This window comes from Aeromicrobium sp., assembly GCF_025965075.1.
In the GTDB taxonomy this organism is placed as follows: domain Bacteria; phylum Actinomycetota; class Actinomycetes; order Propionibacteriales; family Nocardioidaceae; genus Aeromicrobium.
Window position 1 is genome coordinate 1 of the sequence record NZ_JAOPXQ010000028.1, and the last position, 25,548, is coordinate 25,548.

The window sequence follows — 25,548 nt, forward strand, 5'->3', positions numbered from 1 at the left end:
ACCCGGGCGCCGAAGTCCTTGACGAGCGAGCGGGCGGCGGACGAGGCCGCGGCGCCGTGCCGGTCGGTGCCCCGGGCCTGCTCCGCGAGCCCGGTGTCGAGCAGGCTGCACACCTCCGAGAGCGGCATCGCCGCCATGTCGGCGATGTCGATGCCGGCGAACGTGACGGCCAGGGCGGCGGGCCTCAGCCGCTTGCCGTGACAGGTCGGGCAGGGCCCTTCGGCGATGAACGCCTCGAGCTTCTCGCGCTGGGTCGGCGACTGGGTCTTCGCGAGGTTGCGCAGGAGGTACTTCTCCGCCGACGACCAGTGGCCGTGGTAGGCGCTGGCCTCGCCCTGCTTGTTGCCCTGCAGGAGCATCCGCGGCTCCTCGTCGGTGAACAGGAGCCAGTCGCGGTCGGCCTGCGGGAGGGTCTTCCACGGGGCGTGGATGTCCATGCCGAGCTTCGTGACCATCCGGCGCACGTTGAGGCCGACCCACGCCCGGTTGGCCCAGACGCCGATCGCGCCCTCGTCGATCGACAAGGTGGGGTCCGGGACCATCAGCGCCTCGGTCGTGCTGCGGGCCACTCCGCTGCCGTGGCATGTGGGGCAGGCACCGATCGCGGTGTTGGGCGAGAATGCCGAGGCGGGCAGGTGCTCGGCACCGGGTGGATACGTGCCGGCCCGGCTGTAGAGCAGGCGCAGGACGTCGGACAGCGAGCTCAGCGTGCCGAGCGAGGAGCGGGAGCTCGCCGCGCCCCGGGCCTGCTGCAGGGCCACGGCGGGCGGCAGTCCCTCGATCGTGTCGATGTCGGGCGCCCCGACCTGCGACATCAGCCGGCGGGCGTACGGCGCGACCGACTCGAAGTATCGACGCTGGGACTCGGCGTAGACCGTGCCGAACGCCAGGGACGACTTGCCCGACCCGGAGACCCCGGTGAACACCACGAAGCAGTCGCGGGGCAGGTCGACGTCGACCTCGCGCAGATTGTGCTCGCGGGCGCCGCGCACCCGGACCCAGCCGCTGGATCCGTCCGGGAGCGGAGTGCCGTGCAGGTCGGGTCCACGACTTTCAGGCATGGGTCAACGGTAGGCGCTGCGGGCGGGTCCCGCCGAAGTCGTCCCGACGGTCCCCGGTCGGATGGGCGACGATGGGGGCATGGAATCCTCCCGCGACCTCCTCACCGAGCTGCTCGACCAGGAGCGGCGGCTGGTCTTCGACACGTTCGACGACGCCGTTGCCTGGGACGTCGGCGTCGCACTCCGCGAGGCCGGCGTCGCCGCGGGGCTGCCGATCGCGATCTCGGTGCGGCGCAACGGCCAGCGCCTGTTCCACGCCGCGCTGCCGGGGGCGTCCGCCGACAACGACGCCTGGCTCGACCGCAAGTGCGCCGTCGTCGACCGCTACGGCCACTCGTCGCTGTACGTGGGCGAGCAGTTCAGGTCCCGTGGCGGCGACTTCGACACCGACGCGCGCCTCGACACGTCGTCGTTCGCGGCGCACGGTGGGGCGTTCCCGGTCGTGCTCCGGGGGACCGGCTGCATCGGGACCGTCGCGGTGTCAGGACTGCCGCAGCGCGAAGACCACCGGCTCGTCGTCGAGACGCTCACCGCCTACCTCGACGCGACACCGGCCTCACGTTCGGCGCCGGGCTCATCGCCTTCATCGGCATCCTGACGATCGTCCCGGAGTCCCCGGCGCCGGCCGAGATCGCCGCGGCCGCCCTCGTGCTGCTGATCCCGCACCGTCTCACCGCCGCCTGACGGCCCCTACCCGCTGAGCGTCCGGCCCAGCGGGGTCGGGTGGCTGGGGGTCCGCGACACTGGAGGAATGACGAAGCAGCCCGCGTGGGCCGACGCGTACGCGCCCGGGGTGCCCCTGCACCTCGACTACGGGCAGACCACGGTCCTCGACCTGTGGGAACGCTCGGCCGCGGCCCACCCCGACCGACCGGCGCTGGACTTCCTGGGCCGCACCTCGACCTACGCCGAGGTCGCCGAGGCGGTCCGCCGGGTTGCCGGCGGCCTCCACGGCCTCGGCGTGTGCGCGGGGGACAACGTCGCGCTGGTCATGCCGAACTGCCCGCAGAACGTCATCGCGTTCCTGGCGGTGCTGCGGCTCGGCGCCACGGTGGTCGAGCACAACCCGCTCTACACCGCCGCCGAGCTGCGCCACCCCTTCGCCGACCACGGCGCCCGGGTGGCGATCGTGTGGGACAAGGTCGTGCCGGTCATCGAGGAGCTGCGGGCCGGGTCCGCGCTCGAGCACGTCGTCGCGGTCGACATGACCGCCGAGCTGCCGTGGGCCAAGCGCCTCGCGCTGAGGCTGCCGATAGCCAAGGCGCGCGACGCCCGGGGCCAGCTGACCGCACCGGCGCCGGACGCGACGCCGTGGACGGCCCTGACGTCGGCGGCCCCGCTGGACGACGCGCACCCGCGGCCTGATTGCGAGGACGTCGCCCTGCTGCTCTACACCTCGGGGACGACGGGGGTGCCCAAGGGCGTGCCGCTGCGCCACCGCAACCTGGTCGCCGACGTCCTGCAGGGGCGGGCCTGGGTCCCCGGCCTGGAGGAGGGCAAGGAGTCCTTCCTCGTCGCGCTGCCGCTGTTCCACGCCTACGGCGTGACCGTCAGCGTGCTGCTGGGCGTGACGATCGCCGCCCGGCTGGTGCTGCTCCCCAAGCCCGAGATCAGCCTGATCATGGAGGCCATCGGGCGCGAGGTGCCGACCTTCGTGCCGGCCGTCCCGCCGATCTACCAGCGCATCGTCGACGAGGCCGAGCGTCGCGGGGTCTCGATCCGGGGCGTCCGCTTCGCCCTGTCCGGGGCGATGCCGCTCCCGGCCGAGCTCGTGGAGCGGTGGGAGACCGCGACAGGCGGCCTGCTGGTCGAGGGCTACGGCCTGACCGAGACCTCGCCGGTCATCGTCGGCAACCCCATGACCGCGGCGCGCCGGCCGGGCTCGATCGGGGTCCCGTTCCCCGACGTCGAGATCCGCATCGCCGATCCCGAGGACCTCGACCGGGACGTGCCCCAGGGCGAGGCCGGCGAGCTGCTGGTCCGGGGCCCGCAGGTGTTCTCGGGCTACCGGGACGCACCGGAGGAGACGGCCGCGGCGTTCCACGACGGCTGGTTCCGCACCGGCGACGTCGTGACGATGGCACCGGACGGGTTCCTGACGATCGTGGACCGGATCAAGGAGATCATCATCACCGGCGGGTTCAACGTCTATCCGTCCGAGGTCGAGGCGGTCGTGCGTACGTACGAGGGTGTCCTCGACGTCGCGGTGGTGGGCCTGTCGCACGCGCAGGGCGGCGAGGAGGTCGTGGCCGCCGTCGTCCTGGAGGACGGTGCGATCGTGCGGCCCGACGACCTGCAGGCGTACGCCCGCCACCAGCTGACCCCCTACAAGGTGCCCCGCCGCTTCGTCGTCGTGGCCGAGCTGCCGACCAACCCCATGGGCAAGGTCCTGCGTCGCGAGGTGGCGGCCCAGCTCCGGACCGCCACCCCGTGACGCTGGTCAGCGGGCGGGGACCGGCTCGCTGTCGAGCTCCTTGGTCAGCTTGTCGCCCTCGACGTCCAGGTCGGGGATCAGCCGGCTGAGCCAGCCCGGGATCCACCAGGCGGGCTTGCCGATGATCGACATGAACGCCGGGACCAGCGTCATGCGGACCAGGAACGCGTCGGCCAGCACACCGAACGCCAGGCCGAAGCCGATCGACTTCGTGATCGGCTCGGGCGACAGGATGAAGCTGCTGAAGACGCTGACCATGATCAGCGCCGCAGCCGTGACGACGCGGGCGCCGTGCTCGAAGCCGACGTTGACCGCCTCGCGCGCCTCGGTCCCGTGGACGTACTCCTCGCGCATGCGGGTCACGAGGAACAACTCGTAGTCCATCGCGAGACCGAACAGGATGCCGGTCAGCAGCACCGGCAGGAAGCTCAGCACCGGTCCGGGGGTGTCGACCCCCATCAGGCCCGCGAGCCAGCCCCACTGGAAGACCGCGACGGTCGCGCCGAGCGCCATGAGCACCGACACGAGGAAGCCGAGGACCGCCTTGACCGGCACCAGGATCGAGCGGAAGACGCCGATCAGCAGGAAGAGCGCGAGCCCCACGACGACCAGCAGGTAGCGGGGGAACGCCGACGACAGCGAGTCGGAGATGTCGATCGCCACGGCGGTCTGACCCGTGACGAGCGCGTCGCCACCGGTGGACTCGGCGGCCGGACGCACCGCGTCCCGGATCTCGCTGACCAGGTCCTGCGTCGACGCCTCCGACGGTCCGCTCGTGGGGATCACCGTGATGGTCGCGATCTGGGTCTTGTCGACCTGGGCCTTGAACGCCGCGACGGACTTCGCGTCATCGCCCGTCGGGCCGGCCGGCACGACGCTGGCGATGTCGGTCTTGACGCTCGCGACGGCCTTGTTGACCGAGTCGATCGTGGCCTGCGGGTCGCTGGAGCCCTTGGTGTCCACGACGACCACGAGGGGGCCGTTGACGCCGGGGCCGAAGTTGTCGGCGATCAGGTCGTACGCGACCCGGGGACCCGAGCCCTCCGTCGCCGTTCCCTCGTCGGGGAACGCGAGCCGCAGCGAGCCCGCCGGGATCGCGACCAGGACCGCGATGACGAGGCCGCCGAAGAACACCACGACGCGGTGGCGCGTGACGAGGTCGACCCAGCGCCGGCCGGCGGGCGTGCCGGCCGAGCTCTTCTCGGCACGACGGGCGAAGTAGCCCAGTCGGCGGGTGATCCGCGAGCCGGCGAAGCCCAGCATGGCGGGCAGCAGCGTCAGGGCGATCAGCACCGCGACCGCGACGGTCGCGGCGGCCGCGACACCCATCTGGGTCAGGAAGTTGATGTTGACGACCGCCAGGCCGGCGAGCGCGATGATGACCGTGATCCCGGCGAACACGACGGCCGAGCCGGCTGTGCCGACGGCGCGTCCGATCGCCTCGAGCGGTGCCCGCCCGAGCGCCAGCTCGCTGCGGTAGCGGGTGACGATGAACAGGGCGTAGTCGATCCCGACCGCCAGGCCCAGCATCAGGGCCAGGACCGGGGTCGTCGAGCTCAGGTCGACGAAGGCGCTGGCCGCGGTGATGCCGGCGATCCCGATCCCGACGCCGACGATCGCCGTCAGCAGGGGCATCCCGGCCGCCAGCATCGAGCCGAACGTGATGACGAGGACGACCAGCGCGATGAGGACACCGATCAGCTCGGTCGCGCCCGTGGCGCTCTGCTCCTGCACCGCGTCACCGCCGACGGCGACGGTCAGCCCGGCCGCACGCGCCTCCTCGGGAGCCTCGGTGATCGCCTCCTTCTGGGCGTCGCTGAGGTCGATCGACTGCTTGGTGAACGTCACCGAGGCGACGCCCGTGCGGCCGTCCTGCGAGATCGTCCCGGCGGCGGCGGACGGGGGAGTGGCTGCCGCGACATCCGTGGAGCCGACGGCCTCGAGCGTCGAGGAGATGAGCGCCTGGTTCTTCGCCGAGGCGAGGTCCTGGCCCTTCGGCGCCTGGAAGACGATGCGAGCGGTCGCGCCGTCGGCGGACTGCCCGGTGCGGTCCTTGATCAGGTCGAACGCCTGCGTCGACTCGATGCCGGGCAGGGAGAACGTGTTGGAGGAAGGCTTCGAGATCGTCGCGGCGGCGGCGCCGACAACGATGAGCGCGAGCACCCACAGGGACACGACCGTGCGGCGGTGGCTGAACGACCAGCGTCCGAGTCGATAGAGATGGCGGGCCATGGGGTTCCTTCGGGTCAGTCGGCGCGGAGGCCGAGCAGGGGGATCAGGGTGGCGTCGAGGTAGTCGTTCATGACGGTGGCGGTGAGCTTCTCGTCCGCGAGGAGCGGCTGCAGGACCATGGGGGCGAGGAACACGAGCGGGAGGTACGGCAGCGCGGCGGCGTCGGGCTGGATCTCGCCGCGGGCGACGGCCCGGTCCACGAGCTGCTCGACCTCGCCGCGGTGCTCGTCGCTGCCCATGCGGGCGTGCAGGGCCTGGCGCAGCTCGGGATCCTGTGAGGCGGCGTGCAGGATCGCGATGATGAGCTGGCCGCTGTCGAGGACGTGCTCGATGCCGCCGCTGACGAGGGCGTGCAGGTCGCCGCGGAACGTCCCGGTGTCGGGCAGCGGGACGTCGGGCTTGAGCTGCTCCATCGCCTCCACCACGAGGCCGACCTTGGTCTCCCACTGGCGATACAGCGTGGCCTTGCTGCAGTGCGCGTGCTCGGCGATCGCGTCCATCGTGGTCGAGGAGAAGCCGCGGGTCGCGACGAGCTCGAGCGTCGCGCGGAAGATCTCGTCCAGGCGCTCGGGACTGAGCCGGGTCATGGATCCTCCTTCATCGATACGAAACGGTTTCGTTTCGATACGATACGGGAACTGTCCGCCCTCGACCAGCCGCATCGGCCCTCCACGGGGTGTGAGTCCCGCCACGGACGAGCGGCGAGAATGCGCTGCGCTTCTCAGGGAAATTTCAGCGAGGCGGACTTGATCCGGCGCGAGGCCGTTGCCTATCCTCTCATCGAAGTTGAGTCGAACCGACTCAAGTCACGGAGAGGAGATCCTGATGAAGAACGCGACCTTTGATCCCTTCGGCGACCTCGATCGCCTGACGTCCCAGCTGTCCCAGTTCCGGCCCGGTCCCCGCTTCATGCCCGTCGACCTCTATCGAGACGGTGACCGCTACGTCATGAACGCCGACCTGCCGGGCATCGATCCGGGCTCGATCGACGTCGACCTGGACGGCAACGTCCTGAGCATCCGTGCCCGCCGGACGGTCGGCTCGCCCGACAGCGCGGGCTGGATCTCCCAGGAGCGACCGGCAGGGACGTTCCACCGTCAGTTCACGCTCGGCGAGGGTCTGGACACGGAGGGCATCTCGGCCAACTACGACAACGGGGTGCTGAGTGTCGTGATCCCCGTGAGCGAGCGGGCCAAGCCCCGCAGGATCGAGATCTCTGGCGGCGGCGACCGCGCGCAGATCAGCGGCTGACGGCCGCCGGACGCGAGCGCCCCACCCCCGTTGCGCACGGCGAGGTGGGGCGGACTCGCGAGTAATCGGGCCGGGACGATAGACCTGAGGCATGAACGAATCCCCCGGAGTCTCCAACTCGATCACGGTCCGCCTCTCGGTCTCCTCCGGTGGGTCCGCCATCAGCGCGTTGACCGCGACCGTCGAGCGGGCCGGCGGCCTCGTGACGGCGCTCGACGTGACGGGCTCCGGGCTCGACGCCGTGCAGATCGACCTGACCTGCGCCGCGACGGACGGTGACGGCGCCGACCGCGTCGTGGCGGCGCTCGAGGACCTCAAGGACGTCTCGGTCATCAAGGTCTCGGACCGGACGTTCCTGATGCACCTCGGCGGCGTCATCGAGACCGCGTCCAAGCACCCGATCCGCAACCGTGACGACCTCTCGATGGTCTACACGCCCGGTGTCGCACGGATCTGTCGCGCGATCGCGGCCAACCGTGACGACGCGCGCCGGCTCACGGTCAAGCGCAACAGCGTCGCGGTCGTCAGCGACGGCTCCGCGGTCCTGGGGCTCGGCAACATCGGTCCGTACGCCGCGCTGCCGGTCATGGAGGGCAAGGCCGCGCTGTTCAAGTCCTTCGCGCACATCGACGCGTGGCCCATCGTCCTGGACACGCAGGACGTCGACGAGATCGTCGCGACCGTCGCGGCGATCGCCCCGGGCTTCGCGGGCATCAACCTGGAGGACATCTCGGCGCCGCGCTGCTTCGAGGTCGAGCGCCAGCTCCGTGACCGGCTCGACATCCCGGTCTTCCACGACGACCAGCACGGCACGGCGATCGTCGTGCTCGCGGCGCTCACGAACGCCCTACGGGTCGTCGGCAAGGACCTCGCCACCGTCCGGATCGTCATGGTCGGCGCGGGCGCGGCCGGCACCGCGGTGCTCAAGCTGCTGCTGGACGCCGGGGCGTACGACGTCGTCGTGTGCGACCTCGACGGCGTCGTGCACCGCGGGCGCACCGAGGACCACGAGTCGCTGCGCTGGATCGCTGAGCACACCAACCCGCAGGACCGCCGGGGCTCGCTGACCGAGGTCCTGCCCGGCGCCGACGTCTTCGTCGGGGTCAGCGCGCCCAACGTCGTGACGGGCGACGACATCGCCGGGATGACGTCCGACGCGATCGTGTTCGCCCTGGCCAACCCGGACCCCGAGATCGACCCCGCGGTCGCGCGCCGCACAGCCCGTGTCGTCGCGACGGGACGCTCGGACTACCCCAACCAGATCAACAACGTGCTGGCGTTCCCCGGCGTCTTCCGCGGGCTGCTCGACGCGCATAGCCACGAGATCCCGTCCGCCGCGCTCGTCGCGGCGGCGGCCGCGATCGCCGACACCGTCGAGCCGGGCGAGCTCAACGCCAACTACATCATCCCGAGCGTGTTCCACCCCGACGTGCACCTGTCGGTCGCCAAGGCCGTCCGCCGGGCGGTCGAGGCGCTGCCGGCCGGCTCAGGTGTCGCGGAAGGCCGGTGAGCGGGTCGGTCCCTCGCCGGCGCCCTTGCGGAGCATCGGCAGGACCCGGGGGCTGACGAGCTCGGACAGCACGATGACGCTGGTCGAGCGGGCGACCGACCCGGACTGGCTGATGTGCAGCAGGGTGTCCTTGAGGTCCTCGTGGGACGTCGCCGCGATCTTGCACACCACGTCGGCGTTGCCGCTCGTGATGTAGGCCTCCAGCACGTTGGGCAGGGACTCGAGCTCGAGCGTGACGTCGTCGAGCGAGCCCTGCACGATCTCGAGCGTCACGAACGCCAGGACGGGGTGGCCCGCGGCGACGAGGTCGATGTCGGGGCCGTAACCCGTGATGACACCGGCCGCCTCGAGCTTCGTGAGCCGGGACTGGACCGTGGCCCGGGCGACCTTCGTCAGCCGGGACAGCTCCAGGTCGCCGACTCGCGGGTGTGCGTGCATCGCCTCGACGAGGGCGACATCCAGCTGATCCATCATGGTCTGACCTCAGCAATCTGACTGGTTGATGCCCACTGTAGTACGCGGAAGTGGTCCACCTGCCCACTCGCGGATGCACCGGTTGTCGAGAACGTACGTCGTGGGGTGTGCTGGGTCACATGACCATCGACCTGACAGATGCCGAACGCCTCGCCGACCTCGACCTCGAGCAGCTCCAGCAGCTGGTCGGCCTCGTCGAGCACGACCCCTCGACCGATCCCTTCCCCGTCACGGGCTGGGACGCCGTGGTCTGGGCGGTCGGCAACGCGACGCAGTCGGCGCACTTCTACATGTCGGCGTTCGGGATGGACCTGGTCGCCTACTCGGGGCCCGAGACGGGCAACCGCGACCACCACGCGTACGTCCTGGAGAGCGGTGCGGTGCGCTTCGTCCTCAAGGGCGGCGTCGACCCGCAGAGCCCCGTGCTGGACCACCACCGCGTCCACGGCGACGGCATCACCGACATCGCGCTCGAGGTGCCGGACGTCGACGTCTGCATCGACCACGCCCGCGCGCAGGGCGCCACGATCCTCGAGGAGCCGCACGACCTGACCGACGAGCACGGCACGGTCCGGGTCGCCGCGATCGCCGCCTACGGAGACACCCGGCACACCCTGGTCGACCGCAGCGGCTACCACGGGCCCTACCTGCCGGGCTACGTCGCGCGCACCTCGCCGCTGGTTCGGCCCGCCGATGCCCCGAAGCGGATCTTCCAGGCCCTCGACCACGTCGTCGGCAACGTCGAGATCGGCCACATGGATGAGTGGGTCGACTTCTACAACCGGATCATGGGCTTCACCAACATGGCCGAGTTCGTCGGCGACGACATCGCGACCGAGTACAGCGCGCTGATGAGCAAGGTCGTGGCGAGCGGCAACCACCGGGTCAAGTTCCCCCTCAACGAGCCCGCGGTCGGCAAGAAGAAGTCGCAGATCGACGAGTACCTCGAGTTCTACCGCGGCCCCGGCGCCCAGCACCTGGCCCTCGCGACCAACGACATCCTCGACACCGTCGACCGGCTCCGCGCGGCGGGCATCCAGTTCCTCGCGACCCCCGACACGTACTACACCGATCCGGCCCTCCGGGAGCGCATCGGTGAGGTCCGGGTCCCGATCGAGCAGCTGCAGAGGCGCGGCATCCTGGTCGACCGCGACGAGGACGGCTACCTGCTGCAGATCTTCACCAAGCCGATCGGGGACCGCCCGACGGTGTTCTTCGAGCTGATCGAGCGGCACGGCTCGCTGGGCTTCGGCAAGGGCAACTTCCAGGCCCTGTTCGAGGCGATCGAGCGCGAGCAGGCCAAACGAGGAAATTTCTAGGGACACCATGGCTCACTACCGCAGCGCCGGCAGCATCCCGCCGAAGCGCCACACGCAGCACCGCTCGCCCGACGGCGCGCTCTACCGCGAGGAGCTCATGGGGGAAGAGGGCTTCTCCTCCGACTCATCGCTGCTGTACCACGTCGGCGTGCCCTCGGCGATCACCGCGGCGCGGCGCTGGGAGCTGCCCGACCAGGCCACGACGCCCAACGAGCCGCTGCTGGCGCGGCACCTCAAGCTGCACGACCTGTTCGCCGACGGCGCCGGGCGGGACGTCGTCACGGGACGCCGGCTCGTCCTCGGCAACGCCGACGTCCGCATCTCGTACGTCGTGGCGGCCGAGACGTCCCCGCTCTACCGCAACGCGACAGGCGACGAGTGCGTCTTCATCGAGTCCGGCAGCGGGACGCTCGAGACGGTCTTCGGCCACCTCGACTTCGGTCCCGGTGACTACCTGATCGTCCCGCGCGCGACGACGCACCGCTGGGTCCTCGGGGAGGACGTGCGGGCGTACTGCATCGAGGCCAACAGCCACATCAGCCCACCCAGGCGCTACCTGTCGCGGTTCGGGCAGCTGCTCGAGCACGCGCCCTACTGCGAGCGCGACCTGCGCGGTCCCGGCGAGCCCGAGGTCCGTGACGAGTCCGACGTCGAGGTGCTGATCAAGCACCGCGGCTCCGGTCCCGGCGGCCTGAGCGGCACGGTCCACGTCCTGCCGCGGCACCCGTTCGACGTCGTCGGCTGGGACGGCTGCCTCTATCCCTATGCGTTCAACGTGGCGGACTTCGAGCCCATCACGGGCCGGGTCCACCAGCCGCCGCCGGTGCACCAGGTGTTCGAGGGCAACAACTTCGTGATCTGCAACTTCGTGCCGCGCAAGGTCGACTACCACCCGCTGGCGATCCCCGTGCCGTACTACCACTCCAACGTCGACTCCGACGAGGTCATGTTCTACGTCGCCGGCGACTACGAGGCCCGCAAGGGCTCGGGCATCGCGGCCGGCTCGATCAGCCTGCACCCCGGCGGTCACTCGCACGGGCCGCAGCCGTCCGCGATCGAGGCGAGCCTCGGTGCCGAGTCGTTCGACGAGCTCGCGGTCATGGTCGACACGTTCCGTCCGCTCGAGCTCGGCGAGGGTGGCACGGCGTGCGACGACGGCCAGTACGCGCTGTCGTGGATCCGCTGATGTTCGCCGCGCTGCTCGACGACGCCGCCCTCTTCCCGCCCGGCAACGCGCCGATGGCCGACGCCGTCACGGCGCACCTGACCCGCCGCGACGGTCCGGACGGCACGTACGTCGGACCGTTCGTCTGCCCCGCAGAACGGCTCGCCGAGCTCGCGGAGGCCCTCGGCGGCGGGCACGTCGACGTCGCCCTGGTCTGCGACGTCGCCGAGATCGGGCCGATGCCGGCGGGCGTCACGCTGGTCGCGCTGGAGCTGCGGGCCGCGGACTGCCTGCCCGAGCTCGCGGAGGGCGTCCGGGTGTTCGTCGAGCGTCCGTGGGACAGCGCGCTCGACGTGCCGGACGGCGCGATGCTCAAGCTGCGGTGCGGCGGGGCGTACGTCCCCTCGGCCTGCCAGCTCGGGGTCGCGATCCGGCGCTGCGTCGACGACGCGCTCCCGTTCAAGCTCACGGCGGGCCTGCACCACGCGATCCGCACCGACGACGAGCACGGGCTGCTCAACGTCCTGGCCGCGGTCGGCGCCGCGCAGGCCGGCCGCGATCCCGTGCCCCTGCTGCTGGCCGACGACCCGGCCCTGCTGGTGGTCGACAACCCGACCTCGGTCCGCCGCCTGCTGCGCTCGGTCGGCACCTGCAGCATCGACGAGCCGCTGGCCGACCTGCGCGCCCTGGGGCTGGTCGCATGACCGACTTCGGCCGCACGGTCCTGCCCTACGGCTCGTTCGTCCGGCCGGGGGAGACCCGGGCGCGGGTCGGTGTGGGCGTCGGCGCCGCCGTGCTCGACCTGACCGCCGCCGCGGGCGACATCGTCCCGGAGCACGCCGCGCTGTTCGCCGGCGGCACCCTCGACGCACTGCTGGGCGCCGGCCCCGACGTGTGGCACGACGTCCGCGCGGCGCTCCTGGCGTGGGCGGAGGAGGCCGACGCATCGACCCTCGAGCCCGCCGCTGACGTGGACCTGGTGCTGCCGTTCACGGTCGCGGACTACGTCGACTTCTACGCCTCGGAGCACCACGCGACCAACGTCGGGCGGATCTTCCGGCCCGACGGCGACGCGCTGACCCCCAACTGGAAGCACCTCCCGATCGGCTATCACGGACGGGCCGGCACCGTCGTGCCCTCGGGGACGCCCGTGCGCCGGCCGCAGGGGCAGGCCCGCCGACCCGACGGGACGATCGGCTTCGGACCCAGCGAGCGCCTCGACATCGAGGCGGAGATCGGCTTCATCGTCGGCACCCCGTCGCGGCTGGGGGACCCCGTGCCGGTCGAGGACTTCGACCGGCACGTGTTCGGCATCTGCGTCGTCAACGACTGGTCCGCCCGGGACATCCAGGCGTGGGAGTACGTCCCGCTGGGACCCTTCCTCGGCAAGTCGTTCGCGACCTCGGTCTCGCCGTGGGTCGTGCCGCTCGCGGCGCTGGACGGCGCCCGGGTCGATCCGCCGGCCCGCGACCCCGAGCCGCTGCCCTACCTCCGTGACGCCGAGCCGTGGGCGCTCGACCTCGAGCTCATCGTGTCGATCAACGGCACGGCGGTGTCCCGGGCGCCGTTCGCGGGGATGTACTGGACCGGCGCCCAGATGCTGGCGCACCTGACGGTCAACGGGGCGTCGCTGCGCACCGGCGACCTGTTCGCCTCCGGCACCGTCAGCGGGCCCGAGCCGGACCAGCGCGGCTCGTTGCTCGAGATGTCGTGGAACGGGACCCAGCCGCTCGAGCTCGCGGACGGGACGTCCCGTGCGTTCCTGCTCGACGGCGACCACGTGACGATCGCTGCCACCGCCCGGTTGGCGGACGGCAGCCGCCTCGCCCTCGGCGAGGTCCATGGAGAGGTGACCGCATGACGCGGTCACGGTGAGGAGGAGCCATGTTCGAGGAAGGTCAGTACTTCGCACCTGTCGTCGCGAAGAAGGACGGGAGTCTCACGGTCCGGCTCGGTGAGGGGCACCCCGGCCTGAACGACCCGGACTACCGGGCGCGGCGGGACCTCCTGGCCACGCAGGCCGACCGGTGGCAGCCCGGCGAGCCGGCACCCCGGGTGGACTACACCGACGAGGAGCACGAGGTCTGGCGCGTCGTGTGCGAGGACCTGCGCGACAAGCACCGGACGTACGCGTGCCGCGAGTTCCTCGACGGCAAGGAGGCGCTCGGCCTGCCGGTCGACCACGTGCCCCAGCTCGAGGACGTGTCGGACCGGATCGAGCCCATGACCGGGTTCCGCTACCGGCCGGCCGCCGGCCTCGTGCCGCTCCGAGACTTCTACGGTGCGCTCGCCGACCACTCGTTCTGGGCGACGCAGTACGTCCGTCACCACTCCGTGCCGCTCTACACTCCCGAGCCCGACGTCCTCCACGAGGTCGTGGGGCACGGCAACACTCTCGCCGACCGGCGCTTCACCGAGCTCTACGAGGCCGCCGGTGCCGCCGCCCGCCGGGTCGAGTCCACCGAGGCGCTCGAGTTCGTCAGCAAGGTCTTCTGGTTCACCCTCGAGTTCGGCGTCGTGCACGAGGACGACGGCCTCAAGGCGTACGGCGCGGGGATCCTGTCGAGCCCCGGTGAGATCGAGGAATTTCGGCACATGACGATCCGTCCGCTCGACATCGTCGAGATGGGCACGACCGACTACGACATCACCCACTACCAGGAGGTCCTGTTCGCGGCGAGCTCGTTCGGTCAGCTGCGGGACGAGGTCGGGACGTTCTGGGACGGGTGCACCGACGACTCGATCGCTGCGATGCGAGCCTCCGCCGGAGCCGCCTGAACCGATCTGGCGCCGGGACGTTTGGACCGGGTCCCCGAGGGGTACGAGACATGGTGTCCGAGGCTCCGGGTCCGCGGTGGCGGGCTCCGGAGCCGACGACGTACGACTGTGGACTGGCGGGTCCCCGACTCACGCAGACGGGGTGACCCGCCAGACCACGTCGCACCTGGTGTTGGCGGGCAGTGGGAAGGTGCAGGCATGAGACTCGAGCCGCGCCTGATCCCGACGTCGACCCCGCGGGATCCCGAGGGCGTGGTCGTCGTGATGCACGGCGGAGCGAGCCGTCAGGGCAGCCCCATGGTCAGCCCGACGCAGCTGTCCGTCGTCCGGATGGTCCCGATCGCGCGCCGCATCGCCCGCGCCTCCCGGGGCCGGCTCGCCGTCCTCCGGCTGCTCAACACCTCGCGCGGCTGGGACGCGCACCACACCCCGGTCCAGGACGCGCACTGGGCGCTGGACGAGCTGGCCCAGCGCTTCGGCGACGACATGCCCGCTGGACTGGTCGGCCACTCCCTGGGGGGTCGCGCCGCGATCCTCGCCGGCGACCATCGAAGCGTCCGCAGCGTCGTCGCCCTCAACCCGTGGGTCTACCCGACCGACGGTGGCGGCTCGCTGGCCGGTCGCAGCGTCCTGATCGTCCACGGCGACCAGGACCGCATCGCCGACCCGCGCCGGGCCCTCGCCGTGGCCCGCGACCTGCGAGGCTCGGCGACCGTCGGCCACGTCTCCGTCGCCGGCGGCAAGCACGCGATGCTGGCCCGCCACGGCACCTTCTCGGGGCTGGCGAGCGACTTCACCAACACGATCCTGCTCGGCACGCCCCCCTCGGCCCCGATCGCCGAGGCGCTGGACAGCCGGGACCCGGTCGAGGTCTAGCTGACTGGTGAGGGGTGCCGCTGGCGTCCACGCACTCATCAACTCGGCCCTGTCGCCGTGACCATCACACTCGGTGTTGTACTCCTCTAGCCGGGCGCGTCGCCCAGCAACCTCAGTCGCAGTCTTGAGGCCCGCTCAGCGGCAAGGCCTGGTCCGCGAAACGCAGCGTCAGTTTGCTCCCCGACTTGGTCACAGTGCCTGTGTACTTCCCAACCGCCACGTTGGTCTCGGCCCCGTTCTCTTTGACGGGTGCCGAGTAGTATCCCTCGTCGACGTCCAGTTGGCCGATGATGTTGGTTCCGAGTCCCGGTTTCGTGGCCACCTCGACCGTCACCTTCTCAGAGGCTCCGTCCGCTAGTGGCTCGGAGTTGGCGCACGAGGTGGTGTCCCACCCACAACCCGTCAGGACGGACGCCGCGAGGAGGGTCGCGAAGAGCAACTTCATGGGCGCAAAGGTATCCAACGAGAGTCACCGCCTGGTGCCACCTGCAAGGACGGAAGGGCGACGCGCGATCAGCGGCCCCGCAGGCAGCTGCTCAGTCCGACGTGGCCGTGCGGATGTCGAAGGCGCTCTCCATGCGGGTGATCGCCAGGATCTTGCGGACCGGGGCCTGCAGGTCGGTCAGGGCCAAGGTGCCTCCCGCGGACTGGACCTCCCGCCGGATGCCCAGCAGGGCGCCGAGGCCGCTGGAGTCCAGGAACGTCACACCGGTCATGTCGAGGACGATCGAGGTCCGGCCCTTGGCCAGCATCTCGTCCACGAGGTCCCGCAGGGCCGGTGCCGTCTGCAGGTCGATCTCTCCGCTGATCGCGATCGCGGTGTCCTCGCCGCGACGATCCACGTCGAACGTCAGGTCCATGAGTGCTCCTCGGGTGAGTCGGGATCCAGTGCGAGCACGCACCAGACGGTCTTGCCGGTCTCGGTGTAGCGGTGGCCCCAGCGGGTCGCGAGGGTCGAGACGATGAACAGTCCCCGGCCATGCTCGTCCTGGTCGGCAGCGGTCACGGGGGCGGGGTTGTCGACTCCGTGATCGTGGATCTCGAGGACGATCTCGTCGTCCTCCAGCGCGATCCGCAGCTCGACGGGCGTCTCACCGTGCCGCACGGCGTTGGTGAACAGCTCGCTGGTCATCAGCACCATGTCCTCGATCGGCTCGGGCGGCACGCCCCATGACCGGAGGTGGTGGACGACGTGCTCGCGGGCCGACGCGATGACCGGCTCCTCGGCACCGGTGTAGGAGACCGCGGCGGCGAGCGGGTCCGCGCTGACCCGGGCGATGAGGATCGCGACGTCGTCGTCCGGGCCGTCGGGCAGCAGCGCCTGCACCAGGCGTTCGGGGACGCCGTCCAGGTCGGACCGGACGTGCTGGGTGAGGGCGCGGATGAGCGCGTTGATGCCGAGGTCGATGTCGTCGCCCCGGCGCTCGACGAGACCGTCGGTGTAGAACGTGACGCTCGACCCGGGCCGCATGTGGACGGTCTCGGTCGGGATGTCCAGGTAGCCGACGCCGAGCGGGGGACCGCCGGCGGTCAGGCGCTCGACCGGCCCAGTGGGCGAGCTGAGCAGCGGCGGCAGGTGGCCCGCGTTGGCGTAGCGCAGGCTTCGGTCGGCGGGGTCGTAGACGCCGTAGACGCAGGTCACGATCTGGTCGCCCGCGAGGTCCTGCACCATCGTGTCGAGGTGCTGCATGACCTCGGTGGGCGGGAGGGCGAGCGTCGCCAGGGCGCGGACGGCCGAACGCATCTGGCCCATCACCGCAGCCGCAGAGACGCCCCGTCCCATCACGTCACCGATCACGAACGCCGTCCGGCCGCGAGACAGCTCGATGATGTCGTACCAGTCGCCGCCGACCTGGGTGCCCTCGACGCCGGCCTTGTAGTACGTCGCGACATCGAGGTGCTCGAGGTCGAACGTCCGGGCGGGCAGCAGGCTGCGCTGCAGCTCGTCGGCGATCGAGTGCTCTCGGGCCGCAGCCTCGTCGCGGGCCGCGGCGGCCATCAGCGCCTGCTCGGTGTTGCGCCGCTCGGTGATGTCCTGGGCCGATCCGCGCACGAAGCGCACGGTGCCGGTGTCGTCCGGGAACGCCTCGGCCCTCACCGCCAGGAGCCGCTCGCCGCCCGAGGGCAGGACGACCCGCGCCTCGTACGACGTGACGGACCCGGCCGCGGCGCCCGCGATCGCGTGCAGCACGATGTCGCGGTCGTCGGGGTGGATGAACTCGTTGAGGGCGGCGGCGTAGCCGTGCTGGTCGATCTCCTCGCGGGTCCGGCCGAAGAGCCGGACCAGCTCGTCGGAGGCCGTCAGGGCGTCCCGCTCGAGGTCGACCTCGAAGCTGCCGACCTTGGCGAGGCGTTGCGCCTGGTCGAGCAGGGCCTCGCTCCGCTCGAGCGTCGAGCGCACCCGGGTGATCCGGTCCAGCTCGAGGTTGACCCGGACCCGCGCCAGCAGCTCGCGGGCGCTGAACGGCTTGATGAGGTAGTCGGCGGCGCCGGCCTCGAGCCCCTCGACCGTGCCCTCCTCGCCGCCCCGTGCGGAGACCATGATGACCGGCAGGCTCGTGGTGAGGGGGTCCGCCTGGATCCGGGCGATCAGGCCGAAGCCGTCGAGCCGCGGCATCATGACATCGGTCAGCACGAGGTCCGGGCGCACGAGGGGCAGCTGCTCGAGGGCGTCGACGCCGTCGATCGCGGTGACGACGTCGTACTCCTCCCGCAGGAGCCCTGCGATGTAGGCGCGCATGTCGGCATTGTCGTCGACGACGAGGATCGCGGACCGCTTGTGCTGCGGGGCGGTCGTGAGCTTCTGCCTCGGCCGCTCGGGATCGGTCCAGCGGGCGGTCTCGGCGAGGAAGCTGCTTGCGATCTGCGAGGCACCCGCGTGGACGGGGTGCTCGGCCGCAGGCCGTCCCTCCAGCGGGATGCGGATCGTGAAGGTCGTGCCCTCGCCGATCGCGCTCTCCGCCGAGGCCGTCCCGCCGTGCAGCTCCGTGAGCTCGGCGACGAGGGCCAGGCCGATGCCGGACCCCTCGTGCGTACGGGACCGTCCGCCGCGGACCCGGTGGAACCGCTCGAACAGGTGCGGCATCTCGTCCTCCGGGATGCCCTCGCCGGTGTCGGCCACGACCAGGACGGCATCGCCGTGCTCGACCCGGGTCGACACCCGGATCTGGCCGTCGAACGTGAACTTGACCGCGTTGGACACCAGGTTGAGCACGATCTTGGCCCAGTGCTCCCGGTCGACCGGCACGGGCTGGGGCAGGGTGGGGCAGTCGATCTCGAGGGACAGGCCGGCCCGCTCGGTCGCCTCACGGAACATCCCGACCAGCTCTGCGGTGTACGCCGCCAGGTCGATCGGCTCGAAGTACGTCGTCGTCCGCTCCGACTCCAGGCGGGAGAAGTCGAGCAGGTTGTTGACGAGGGTCAGCAGCCGCTGCCCGTTGCGCCGGATGACCTCGACGCGGTCCCGCTGTGCCGCCGGCAGCTCGTACTCCGTGTCGCGGAGGGCATCCTCGGCCGGGCCCAGCAGCAGGGTCAGCGGGGTGCGGAACTCGTGGCTGACGTTGGTGAAGAAGTCGGTCTTGGACTGGTCGATCCGGGCGAGCGTCTCGGCCCGCTGCCGCTCGAACTCATACGCACGTGCGGCGGTCAGCGCCGCGGACAGGTGGCCCGCGATGAGGGTCACGAAGTCGCGATAGGGATCGTCGAACGGGCGGTGGCGGTTGAGCCCCACGATCAGGTAGCCGTACGGCGTCTCGAGGGTCGGCTGGACGATCGGCACCGCCAGGGCGTGGGTCGGCGGCTCGTCCCACGCCCCGGTGGGGAGGTCGGTGAACCGGGTCTCGAGATCGTCGAGCAGGACCACCTCGCCGGCGTCGAGCCCGGGCCACGGGGCCTCGGGATCAGTGGTCTCGAACGCCTTGGGGGCGGCCGGGTGGTCGTCCGGGAAGCCGGTTGCACCGGTGCGGACCAGGCACGTCCCGTCGGCCTTGAACAGGTAGACGAGGCAGAAGGGCAACGCCTTGGAGTTGGTCGCGAGCTGGCGACAGGCCGACGAGATCGCCTCCACCTCGGTCAGCTCGCCGGTGACTCCGGCGCCGAGATCGCGCAGGGCCGCGATGCGCTGCACCGAGATGATCTGCTGGGTCGTCTCGGTCACGACGCACAGCATTCCCGCCGTGCGGCCGTCGTCGTCGGCGAGCGGGCTGTAGGAGAAGGTGTGATAGCTCTCCTCGACGTAGCCGCTGCGCTCGAGGAACAGCATCAGGTCCTCGTCCCACGTCGCCTCGCCCGTGCTCAGGACACGCTCGATGCGGGGGCCGATCTCGGGCCAGATCTCCGACCAGACCTCGGTCGCCGGGCGACCCAGCGCCCACGGGTACTTCGAGCCGAGGGTTGCGCGCCGGTAGGAGTCGTTGCAGAAGAAGATGAGGTCGGGGCCCCAGGCCATCCACATCGAGAACTTCGAGCTCAGCACGATGCGGACGGCGGTCCGCAGGCTGTTGGGCCAGTCGTCGGGTGGGCCGACCGAGGTCGTGCTCCAGTCCACGGCCAGCAGGTCGCGGCCGACCTCGCCGCTCGCGGCCAGGGTCCTACGCACGGTCGGACCTCGCCGCGCACCGGGATCTGCCGGTGCGGAGTGATGACTCCGTGGACACGTCTCGGGCCGATCTCGTCGTACGGTCCCGGGCACTGGTTCGACCCGGCAATGACAGGTCACATCGTAGGGCACGGGGCGGTAGGGAGCGACTCACGACGTGCCCGCCCCGGGGTCGTGCCGATCGACGGCGGCGCGGGCGGTCGAGAGATCGGCCCGGGCCGACGTGACGGCCTTCTCGGCGTCGGTGACGCGGCGGTCGAGCCCAGCCACCTGCTGCGTGAGCTCGGCGAGGTGCTTCTCGGTGGCCTGCCGTTTCTGCTCGGCGTCGTCGCGCCGGGTGCGGGCGGTCTCGACCGCGGCCTCGGCGGAGGCCACGTCCCGCTCGGCCCGGGCGGCCTGCTTGCGGGCGGCGGCCAGTGCCTTGGCCCGCTGCTCGGCGACCCGGTCCGGGGGCGGAGCCTTCGGGGGCGTCGGGGAGCGCCTCGCGCGCCTGGCCCGAGCGGGACCGGCCGGCACGTCGACCGCCGTGGCGCCGGTCAGGTCGACCGGGCCGAAGCCCGGCGGGCCGAGTGCGGCGACGAGCACCCCGGACCGGACCGCCTCGGCCGCGTCGGGATCAGACAGGGCAGCGAGCATCGTCTCGTGCAGGGCCGTCACGGCGGCCGGGCCGAAGGACTGCCCGTGCTCGCCCGCGAGGGCCTTCGCCGCGTCCTCGACCGCGCGGAGCGCGTCCCGGCGGTCCCGGTCGAGCGCCCGCAGGGCCGCACCGTCACGGGCCTCCTGCGCCTCCCGGAGGTCCGCGCCGACGTCGAGCACCTCGCCGAGGACGTCGGGTCGGTGCAGGCTCAGCATGTTGGCCGCCCACCCGGCGATGCTGGGCTTGGGCAGCTTCTGCACCGCGGACCTGACCTCGGGATCGTCGATCTCCTTCGCGCGGGCGTTGCGGGCCGCGACGAACTCCCCGAGCGGCAGGGCGTACAGCTCCCGCGCCACCTCCGTGAGTCCGGTCATGGTCCTCAGACTAGGGGCGATCGAGGGCCGTGACGCGGCAGTCCGGTTCAGGACGCCCCTGGATGGGTAACCCAGGTCCATGAGCGCCAACACACGTCTGGTCCACGCCACCCCCGAGGACGTCTGGGAGGTCCTGGCCGACGGCTGGCTGTACCCGCTGTGGGTCGTGGGGGCCTCGCGCATGCGCGACGTCGACGAGAGCTGGCCCGAGCTCGGCAGCCGCATCCATCACTCCGTCGGGGTGTGGCCCGCGCTGATCGACGACCACACGCGGGTCCTCGAGGTGACCCCGGGCCACCATCTCAAGCTCCGCGCCCGGGGCTGGCCGCTCGGCGAGGCCGATGTGGACCTGACCCTCGAGGCGCAGGGCGCCGAGACGCTGGTGACGATCCGCGAGGACGCCGTGGCGGGTCCCGGCGTGCTCGTGCCCGAGCCGATCAAGGGACTCGGCATCAAGTGGCGCAACACCGAGACGCTCCACCGGTTGGCCCTCGTCGCCGAGAACCGCCCGTGACCACGCGGCGGCCCGTTCGTCCCACGACCCTCGAGGAGAACCCATGCGCGCTCTGACCTTCCAGGGCCGGGAGAAGGTCTCGGTCGAGACCGTCCCCGATCCCGTGATCCAGCAGCCCAACGACGCGATCATCAAGGTGACCAGCACCGCGATCTGCGGATCCGACCTGCACCTCTACGAGGTCCTGGGCCCGTTCCTGGCCAAGGGTGACGTCCTGGGGCACGAGACGATGGGCATCGTGGAGGAGGTCGGGCCCGAGGCCGGTGACCTCAAGGTCGGCGACCGGGTCGTCATCCCGTTCAACATCTCGTGCGGGCACTGCTGGATGTGCACGCGAGGCCTGTTCGCGCAGTGCGAGACGACCCAGGTCCGCTCGCACGGCAAGGGCGCCTCGCTGTTCGGCTACACCGAGCTGTACGGATCGGTGCCCGGCGGCCAGGCCGAGTACCTCCGGGTGCCGCAGGCCCAGTTCGGGCCGATCGTCGTGCCGGAGGGGCCGACCGACGAGCGTTACCTCTACCTGTCGGACATCCTCCCGACGGCGTGGCAGGCGTACGAGTTCGCCGACGTCCCCGAGGGCGGCACCGTCGCGGTGCTGGGCCTCGGCCCTGTGGGACAGCTGACGGCCCGCATCGCGCTGAACGCCGGCCGCCGGGTCATCGGCGTCGACCGGGTGCACGTGCGGCTCGAGCTGGCGAAGGCGTGGGGCGTCGAGGTCATCGACATGGACCAGGTCGACGACGTGCCGCAGGCGATCTTCGACCTGACCGGCGGCCGGGGTGCCGACGGCACGGTCGACGCGGTCGGCATGGAGGCGCACGGCTCACCGCTGGCGGCCGCCGCGATCGGCGTCGTGGGGCACCTGCCGGACTTCATCGCCAACCCGCTCGCCGACAAGATGGCGATCGACCGGCTCGCCGCGCTCAACACGGCGATCAAGTCGGTGCGCCGGGGCGGCACGGTCTCGGTCAGTGGCGTGTACGGCGGGGAGATCGATCCCATGCCGATGATGGAGATGTTCGACCGCGGCATCACGATGCGGTTGGGGCAGTGCCACGTCAAGCGCTGGACCGACGACATCACGAGGGTGCTCGAGACGAGCGGTGACGTGCTCGGCGTCGAGACGCTGGCGACCCACCACGTGCCGCTCGAGGACGCCGCCGCGGCCTATGACATGTTCCAGAAGAAGGCCGACGGCTGCGTCAAGGTCGTGCTCAAGCCGTGACGACCGACTCACGGGTCGTCGTCGTGACGGGCGCGTCCAGCGGGATCGGCCGTGCCACGGCGCTGCAGGCAGCCGACCGGGGCGAGCACCTCGTGCTGGTGGCACGGGGCGAGTCGGCCCTGCAGGAGACGTTCGGCGAGTGCCGGGACCGGGGCGCCGCGTCCGTCGCGGTGCACGTGGGCGACGTCGGGGACGACGCCGTGGTCGAGAAGGTCGTCGCGGACATCCTGGAGCAGCACGGCCGGATCGACGCGGTGGTCCACTGCGCCGGTGTCGTCGCCTACGGCCGCACCGAGGACGTGCCCGCCGAGGTCTTCGACGGCGTCCTGCGGACCAACCTGATCGGCTCGGTCAACGTCGCCCGGCACGTCGTGCCGGTGATGCGCCGGCAGGAGCGCGGCGCGCTGGTGCTGATCGGCTCGGTCATCGGGCACATCGGCGTGCCCTCGATGAGCCCCTACGTCCTCAGCAAGTGGGGGGTCCGGGCGCTGGCGCGCCAGCTGCAGCTCGAGAACCGTGACGTGCCAGGGCTGTCCGTCTCGTACGTCGCGCCGGGCGGCGTCGACACACCCATCTATGAGCAGGCGGCCAACTACGACGGCTTCGTCGGCCGTCCACCCCCGCCCGTCGCGAAGCCCGACCGGGTCGCCGAGGTGGCCCTGCGCCGCATCGACCACCCCCGTGCGCGTACGCAGGTGGGTCTCGCGAACGACGTCATCCGGCTCGGCTTCAGCGCCACGCCGTGGGCGTTCGACGTGCTGGTGGGGCCGCTGTTCCGCATCGCCGCGATGGACCGGACCACGCCGGTGCCGCCCGACGCCGGCAACGTCCTGGCGTCGCGCCCCGGCGGCAACCGGCTGCTGGGCGCCCAGGGCAATGCCCTGCTGGGGGTCGGGCGCAACATCGCGGCGGCGGTCACGGGCAGTCGGACGGGACAGCGCTCATGACGCGGCAGCCCGACGTCGTCGTCATCGGTGCGGGCCCCAACGGGCTCGTCGCCGCCAACCACCTCGCTGACCAGGGCTGGGACGTCCTGGTCCTTGAGGCGCAGCCCGGGGTGGGCGGCGCGGTGCGCAGCGCGGAGGACGTCCACGCCGGCTTCGTGCACGACACCTTCAGCGCGTTCTACCCGCTCGCCGAGGCCTCGCCCACGATCCGGTCGTTCGGGCTGGAGGACCACGGCCTGACGTGGCGTCACTCGCCGGCCGTCCTGGGCCATCCCACCCAGGACGGAGAATGGGCGATGCTGCACCGGGACCGGTCGATCACGGCCTCGCTGATGGAGCGACAGAGCCCCGGCGACGGCGAGGCCTGGCTGACGCTGTGCGAGCAGTGGGACCGCATCGGCGGACACCTGGTCAACGCGCTGCTGTCGCCGTTCCCACCGGTCAAGCACGGGCTCGGCGCGCTGGCCCGGCTCCGCAGCGTCGGCGGCCTCGACTTCGTCCGCACGATGCTGACCCCCGCGGTCGAGCTGGGTCGCGGCCGGTTCCGCGGTGAGTCGCCGCGGCTGCTCATCGCGGGCAACGCCGGGCACGCCGACATCCCGCTCAACGCGCCGGGATCCGGCCTGATGGGTGTGCTGATGACGATGCTGGGCCAGACCGTCGGCTTCCCGGTCCCCGAGGGCGGCGCCGGACAGCTGACGCAGGCGCTGGCCCGCCGGTTCGAGTCGCTCGGCGGGGAGATCCGGTGCTCCACCGAGGTCACCGGGATCGACGTCGAGCGGGGTCGCGCCGCCGGTGTCCGGACCGTCGCCGGTGAGAGGATCCGCGTCCGCAAGGCTGTCGTCGCGGACATCACGGCGCCGAGCCTCTATGGCGGCCTGGTCGACGTCGAGGACCTGCCGGCCCGTACGGTGTCGGCGATGCGGACCTTCGAGCTCGACCCCGGCACCGTCAAGGTCGACTGGGCCCTCGACGGCGGTGTGCCGTGGGCGTCAGCGCCGCCACACGCCCCCGGCACGTTCCACGTCGCGGACTCGGTCGAGCAGATGACCGACGCCCTCGGCCAGGTGTCCGCCCGGGCGGTGCCCGCCAAGCCGTTCATGCTCGCCGGCCAGATGACGACCGCCGACCCCACCCGGTCGCCGGCCGGCACCGAGTCGCTGTGGGCCTACACCCACGTGCCCCAGTCGACCGTGCGGGACGCGGGGGAGGGGGGCATCCGTGGCGAGTGGGACCGGGACGACTGCGAACGCTTCGCCGACCGCATGCAGGACCGGATCGAGGCGCTGGCACCCGGCTTCGGCTCCAGGATCTTGTCCCGGCGGGTCCTCGGACCCCGCGAGATGGAGGCCCGTGACGCCAACCTGATCGGCGGCGCGATCAACGGCGGCACCTCCCAGCTGCACCAGGAGCTGATCTTCCGTCCCGTGCCGGGCCTGGGCCGGGCCGAGACGCCGATCAAGGGCCTCTATCTCGGGTCGGCGTCCGCTCACCCCGGCGGCGGGGTGCACGGCGCACCGGGCATGAACGCGGCCCGGGCGGCGATCGCCCACGACCGGGTGCGCCGGGTCGCCGAGGGCGGCCGACGAGCCGTCGGCGCCGTCACGAAGGTGGGTCGCCGATGAGTGCCGTCGTCGGGCCCACGTGCCCCGAGACGACGACGTTCGGTCATCTGACGATCCAGTTCGACGACCGTGTCCTGCGTCCGCGGGACTGGACCGCCCAGCAGTCCGCGTGGGCCCGTGACCTGCTGGCCGAGGCCCCCGCGGGCCCGGTCCTGGAGATCTGCGCCGGGGTGGGCCACATCGGGTTGCTCGCCGTGGCCGGGACGTCGCGCGAGATCGTGCTGGTCGACCTCAACCCGGTCGCCTGCCACTACGCCCGGATCAACGCCGAGGCCGCCGGTCATCCCGTCGAGGTGCGGGAGGGTGCGATGGACGAGGTCCTGCATGACTCCGAGACGTACGCCCTCGTCATCGCGGACCCGCCGTGGGTCCCGTCGGACCGCACCGGGCAGTTCCCCGAGGACCCGCTCATCGCGATCGACGGCGGCAGCGACGGGATGGGCCTGGCGTGGACGTGTGTCGAGGTCGTCGCGGGTCACCTGGCCGAAGGCGGGTCGGCACTGCTGCAGCTGGGCAACCTCGAGCAGGT

At 71.6% G+C, this 25,548-nt stretch carries 22 protein-coding genes and 1 pseudogene; 15 read left to right on the forward strand and 8 right to left on the reverse strand.

Annotated elements, in window-relative coordinates:
- Nucleotides 1-1,061, reverse strand: a pseudogene (locus tag JWQ91_RS01495) (excinuclease ABC subunit A); the annotation flags it as partial.
- A 79-nt stretch (nucleotides 1,062-1,140) separates the two neighbouring features.
- Between JWQ91_RS01495 and JWQ91_RS01500 the strand changes: the two are divergent.
- Nucleotides 1,141-1,659 carry a heme-degrading domain-containing protein gene (locus JWQ91_RS01500; protein ID WP_297779837.1) on the forward strand — a complete coding sequence of 173 codons (519 nt, stop codon included), beginning with the start codon at nucleotides 1,141-1,143 and terminating at the stop codon, nucleotides 1,657-1,659.
- Nucleotides 1,660-1,812: 153 nt separating this feature from the next.
- The gene (locus JWQ91_RS01505) at nucleotides 1,813-3,495 is read left to right on the forward strand and encodes a long-chain-fatty-acid--CoA ligase (protein WP_297779839.1); all 1,683 of its coding nucleotides are present in this window, start codon (nucleotides 1,813-1,815) and stop codon (nucleotides 3,493-3,495) included.
- Nucleotides 3,496-3,501: 6 nt separating this feature from the next.
- On the opposite strand, the gene JWQ91_RS01510 is transcribed toward JWQ91_RS01505, so the two are convergent.
- Complete coding sequence (locus JWQ91_RS01510; RefSeq protein WP_297779842.1) at nucleotides 3,502-5,727, reverse strand: MMPL family transporter; 2,226 nt, start codon at nucleotides 5,725-5,727, stop codon at nucleotides 3,502-3,504.
- Between the two features lie 14 nt (nucleotides 5,728-5,741).
- Nucleotides 5,742-6,314 carry a TetR/AcrR family transcriptional regulator gene (locus tag JWQ91_RS01515; protein ID WP_297779845.1) on the reverse strand — a complete coding sequence of 191 codons (573 nt, stop codon included), beginning with the start codon at nucleotides 6,312-6,314 and terminating at the stop codon, nucleotides 5,742-5,744.
- Nucleotides 6,315-6,552: 238 nt separating this feature from the next.
- Between JWQ91_RS01515 and JWQ91_RS01520 the strand changes: the two genes are divergently transcribed.
- Both JWQ91_RS01520 and JWQ91_RS01525 read left to right on the forward strand, forming a co-directional pair.
- On the forward strand, nucleotides 6,553-6,978 hold the full coding sequence (locus JWQ91_RS01520) for an Hsp20/alpha crystallin family protein (protein ID WP_297779849.1): 426 nt from the start codon (nucleotides 6,553-6,555) through the stop codon (nucleotides 6,976-6,978).
- 91 nt (nucleotides 6,979-7,069) lie between these two features.
- Nucleotides 7,070-8,488: an NAD-dependent malic enzyme gene (locus JWQ91_RS01525; protein WP_297779851.1), complete on the forward strand. Its 1,419-nt coding sequence runs from the start codon at nucleotides 7,070-7,072 to the stop codon at nucleotides 8,486-8,488.
- On the opposite strand, the gene JWQ91_RS01530 is transcribed toward JWQ91_RS01525, so the two are convergent.
- Nucleotides 8,465-8,962 carry an Lrp/AsnC family transcriptional regulator gene (locus JWQ91_RS01530; RefSeq protein ID WP_297779854.1) on the reverse strand — a complete coding sequence of 166 codons (498 nt, stop codon included), beginning with the start codon at nucleotides 8,960-8,962 and terminating at the stop codon, nucleotides 8,465-8,467. The two genes, JWQ91_RS01525 and JWQ91_RS01530, sit on opposite strands and share 24 nt — an antisense overlap.
- A gap of 119 nt (nucleotides 8,963-9,081) precedes the next feature.
- Between JWQ91_RS01530 and hppD the strand changes: the two genes are divergently transcribed.
- The 6 genes from hppD (at nucleotide 9,082) to JWQ91_RS01560 (ending at nucleotide 15,100) form a co-directional block, all read left to right on the forward strand.
- Nucleotides 9,082-10,281, forward strand: a complete 1,200-nt coding sequence (gene hppD, locus JWQ91_RS01535) for a 4-hydroxyphenylpyruvate dioxygenase (RefSeq protein ID WP_297779857.1) — start codon at nucleotides 9,082-9,084, stop codon at nucleotides 10,279-10,281.
- A 7-nt stretch (nucleotides 10,282-10,288) separates the two neighbouring features.
- Complete coding sequence (locus tag JWQ91_RS01540; protein WP_297779860.1) at nucleotides 10,289-11,467, forward strand: homogentisate 1,2-dioxygenase domain-containing protein; 1,179 nt, start codon at nucleotides 10,289-10,291, stop codon at nucleotides 11,465-11,467.
- Entirely contained in the window at nucleotides 11,467-12,150 is a 684-nt protein-coding gene (locus JWQ91_RS01545; RefSeq protein ID WP_297779863.1) for a hypothetical protein, read from the forward strand. Before JWQ91_RS01540 ends, JWQ91_RS01545 begins: the two co-directional genes overlap by 1 nt.
- Nucleotides 12,147-13,307, forward strand: a complete 1,161-nt coding sequence (gene fahA / locus JWQ91_RS01550; protein ID WP_297779866.1) for a fumarylacetoacetase — start codon at nucleotides 12,147-12,149, stop codon at nucleotides 13,305-13,307. Before JWQ91_RS01545 ends, fahA begins: the two co-directional genes overlap by 4 nt.
- Before the next feature lie 23 nt (nucleotides 13,308-13,330).
- Nucleotides 13,331-14,224, forward strand: coding sequence for a phenylalanine 4-monooxygenase (locus JWQ91_RS01555; protein WP_297779869.1), 894 nt, complete (start codon nucleotides 13,331-13,333; stop codon nucleotides 14,222-14,224).
- 198 nt (nucleotides 14,225-14,422) lie between these two features.
- Nucleotides 14,423-15,100, forward strand: coding sequence for an alpha/beta hydrolase (locus JWQ91_RS01560; protein WP_297779872.1), 678 nt, complete (start codon nucleotides 14,423-14,425; stop codon nucleotides 15,098-15,100).
- 112 nt (nucleotides 15,101-15,212) lie between these two features.
- Here the strand turns inward: JWQ91_RS01560 and JWQ91_RS01565 are convergent, their stop codons facing one another.
- The 4 genes from JWQ91_RS01565 to JWQ91_RS01580 form a co-directional block, all read right to left on the reverse strand.
- Complete coding sequence (locus JWQ91_RS01565) at nucleotides 15,213-15,545, reverse strand: hypothetical protein (protein WP_297779875.1); 333 nt, start codon at nucleotides 15,543-15,545, stop codon at nucleotides 15,213-15,215.
- 91 nt (nucleotides 15,546-15,636) lie between these two features.
- On the reverse strand, nucleotides 15,637-15,960 hold the full coding sequence (locus JWQ91_RS01570) for an STAS domain-containing protein (protein ID WP_297779877.1): 324 nt from the start codon (nucleotides 15,958-15,960) through the stop codon (nucleotides 15,637-15,639).
- Complete coding sequence (locus JWQ91_RS01575) at nucleotides 15,951-19,697, reverse strand: SpoIIE family protein phosphatase (RefSeq protein ID WP_297779880.1); 3,747 nt, start codon at nucleotides 19,695-19,697, stop codon at nucleotides 15,951-15,953. Before JWQ91_RS01575 ends, JWQ91_RS01570 begins: the two co-directional genes overlap by 10 nt.
- Before the next feature lie 150 nt (nucleotides 19,698-19,847).
- Nucleotides 19,848-20,708 carry a hypothetical protein gene (locus JWQ91_RS01580; protein ID WP_297779883.1) on the reverse strand — a complete coding sequence of 287 codons (861 nt, stop codon included), beginning with the start codon at nucleotides 20,706-20,708 and terminating at the stop codon, nucleotides 19,848-19,850.
- A 79-nt stretch (nucleotides 20,709-20,787) separates the two neighbouring features.
- Here JWQ91_RS01580 and JWQ91_RS01585 point away from each other — a divergent pair, with 79 nt between their 5' ends.
- The 5 genes from JWQ91_RS01585 to JWQ91_RS01605 all read left to right on the forward strand — a co-directional run.
- On the forward strand, nucleotides 20,788-21,222 hold the full coding sequence (locus JWQ91_RS01585) for an SRPBCC family protein (protein ID WP_297779886.1): 435 nt from the start codon (nucleotides 20,788-20,790) through the stop codon (nucleotides 21,220-21,222).
- Nucleotides 21,223-21,265: 43 nt separating this feature from the next.
- Nucleotides 21,266-22,447 carry a zinc-dependent alcohol dehydrogenase gene (locus tag JWQ91_RS01590; protein ID WP_297779888.1) on the forward strand — a complete coding sequence of 394 codons (1,182 nt, stop codon included), beginning with the start codon at nucleotides 21,266-21,268 and terminating at the stop codon, nucleotides 22,445-22,447.
- A complete protein-coding gene (locus JWQ91_RS01595) occupies nucleotides 22,444-23,394 on the forward strand; it encodes an SDR family NAD(P)-dependent oxidoreductase (protein ID WP_297779891.1) in 951 nt (316 codons plus the stop codon). Before JWQ91_RS01590 ends, JWQ91_RS01595 begins: the two co-directional genes overlap by 4 nt.
- On the forward strand, nucleotides 23,391-25,019 hold the full coding sequence (locus JWQ91_RS01600; protein ID WP_297779894.1) for an NAD(P)/FAD-dependent oxidoreductase: 1,629 nt from the start codon (nucleotides 23,391-23,393) through the stop codon (nucleotides 25,017-25,019). The genes JWQ91_RS01595 and JWQ91_RS01600 overlap by 4 nt, the downstream gene beginning before the upstream one ends.
- Nucleotides 25,016-25,548: methyltransferase domain-containing protein (locus JWQ91_RS01605; protein ID WP_297779897.1), on the forward strand; the 533-nt coding region annotated here is incomplete at its 3' end. The genes JWQ91_RS01600 and JWQ91_RS01605, both read left to right, overlap by 4 nt.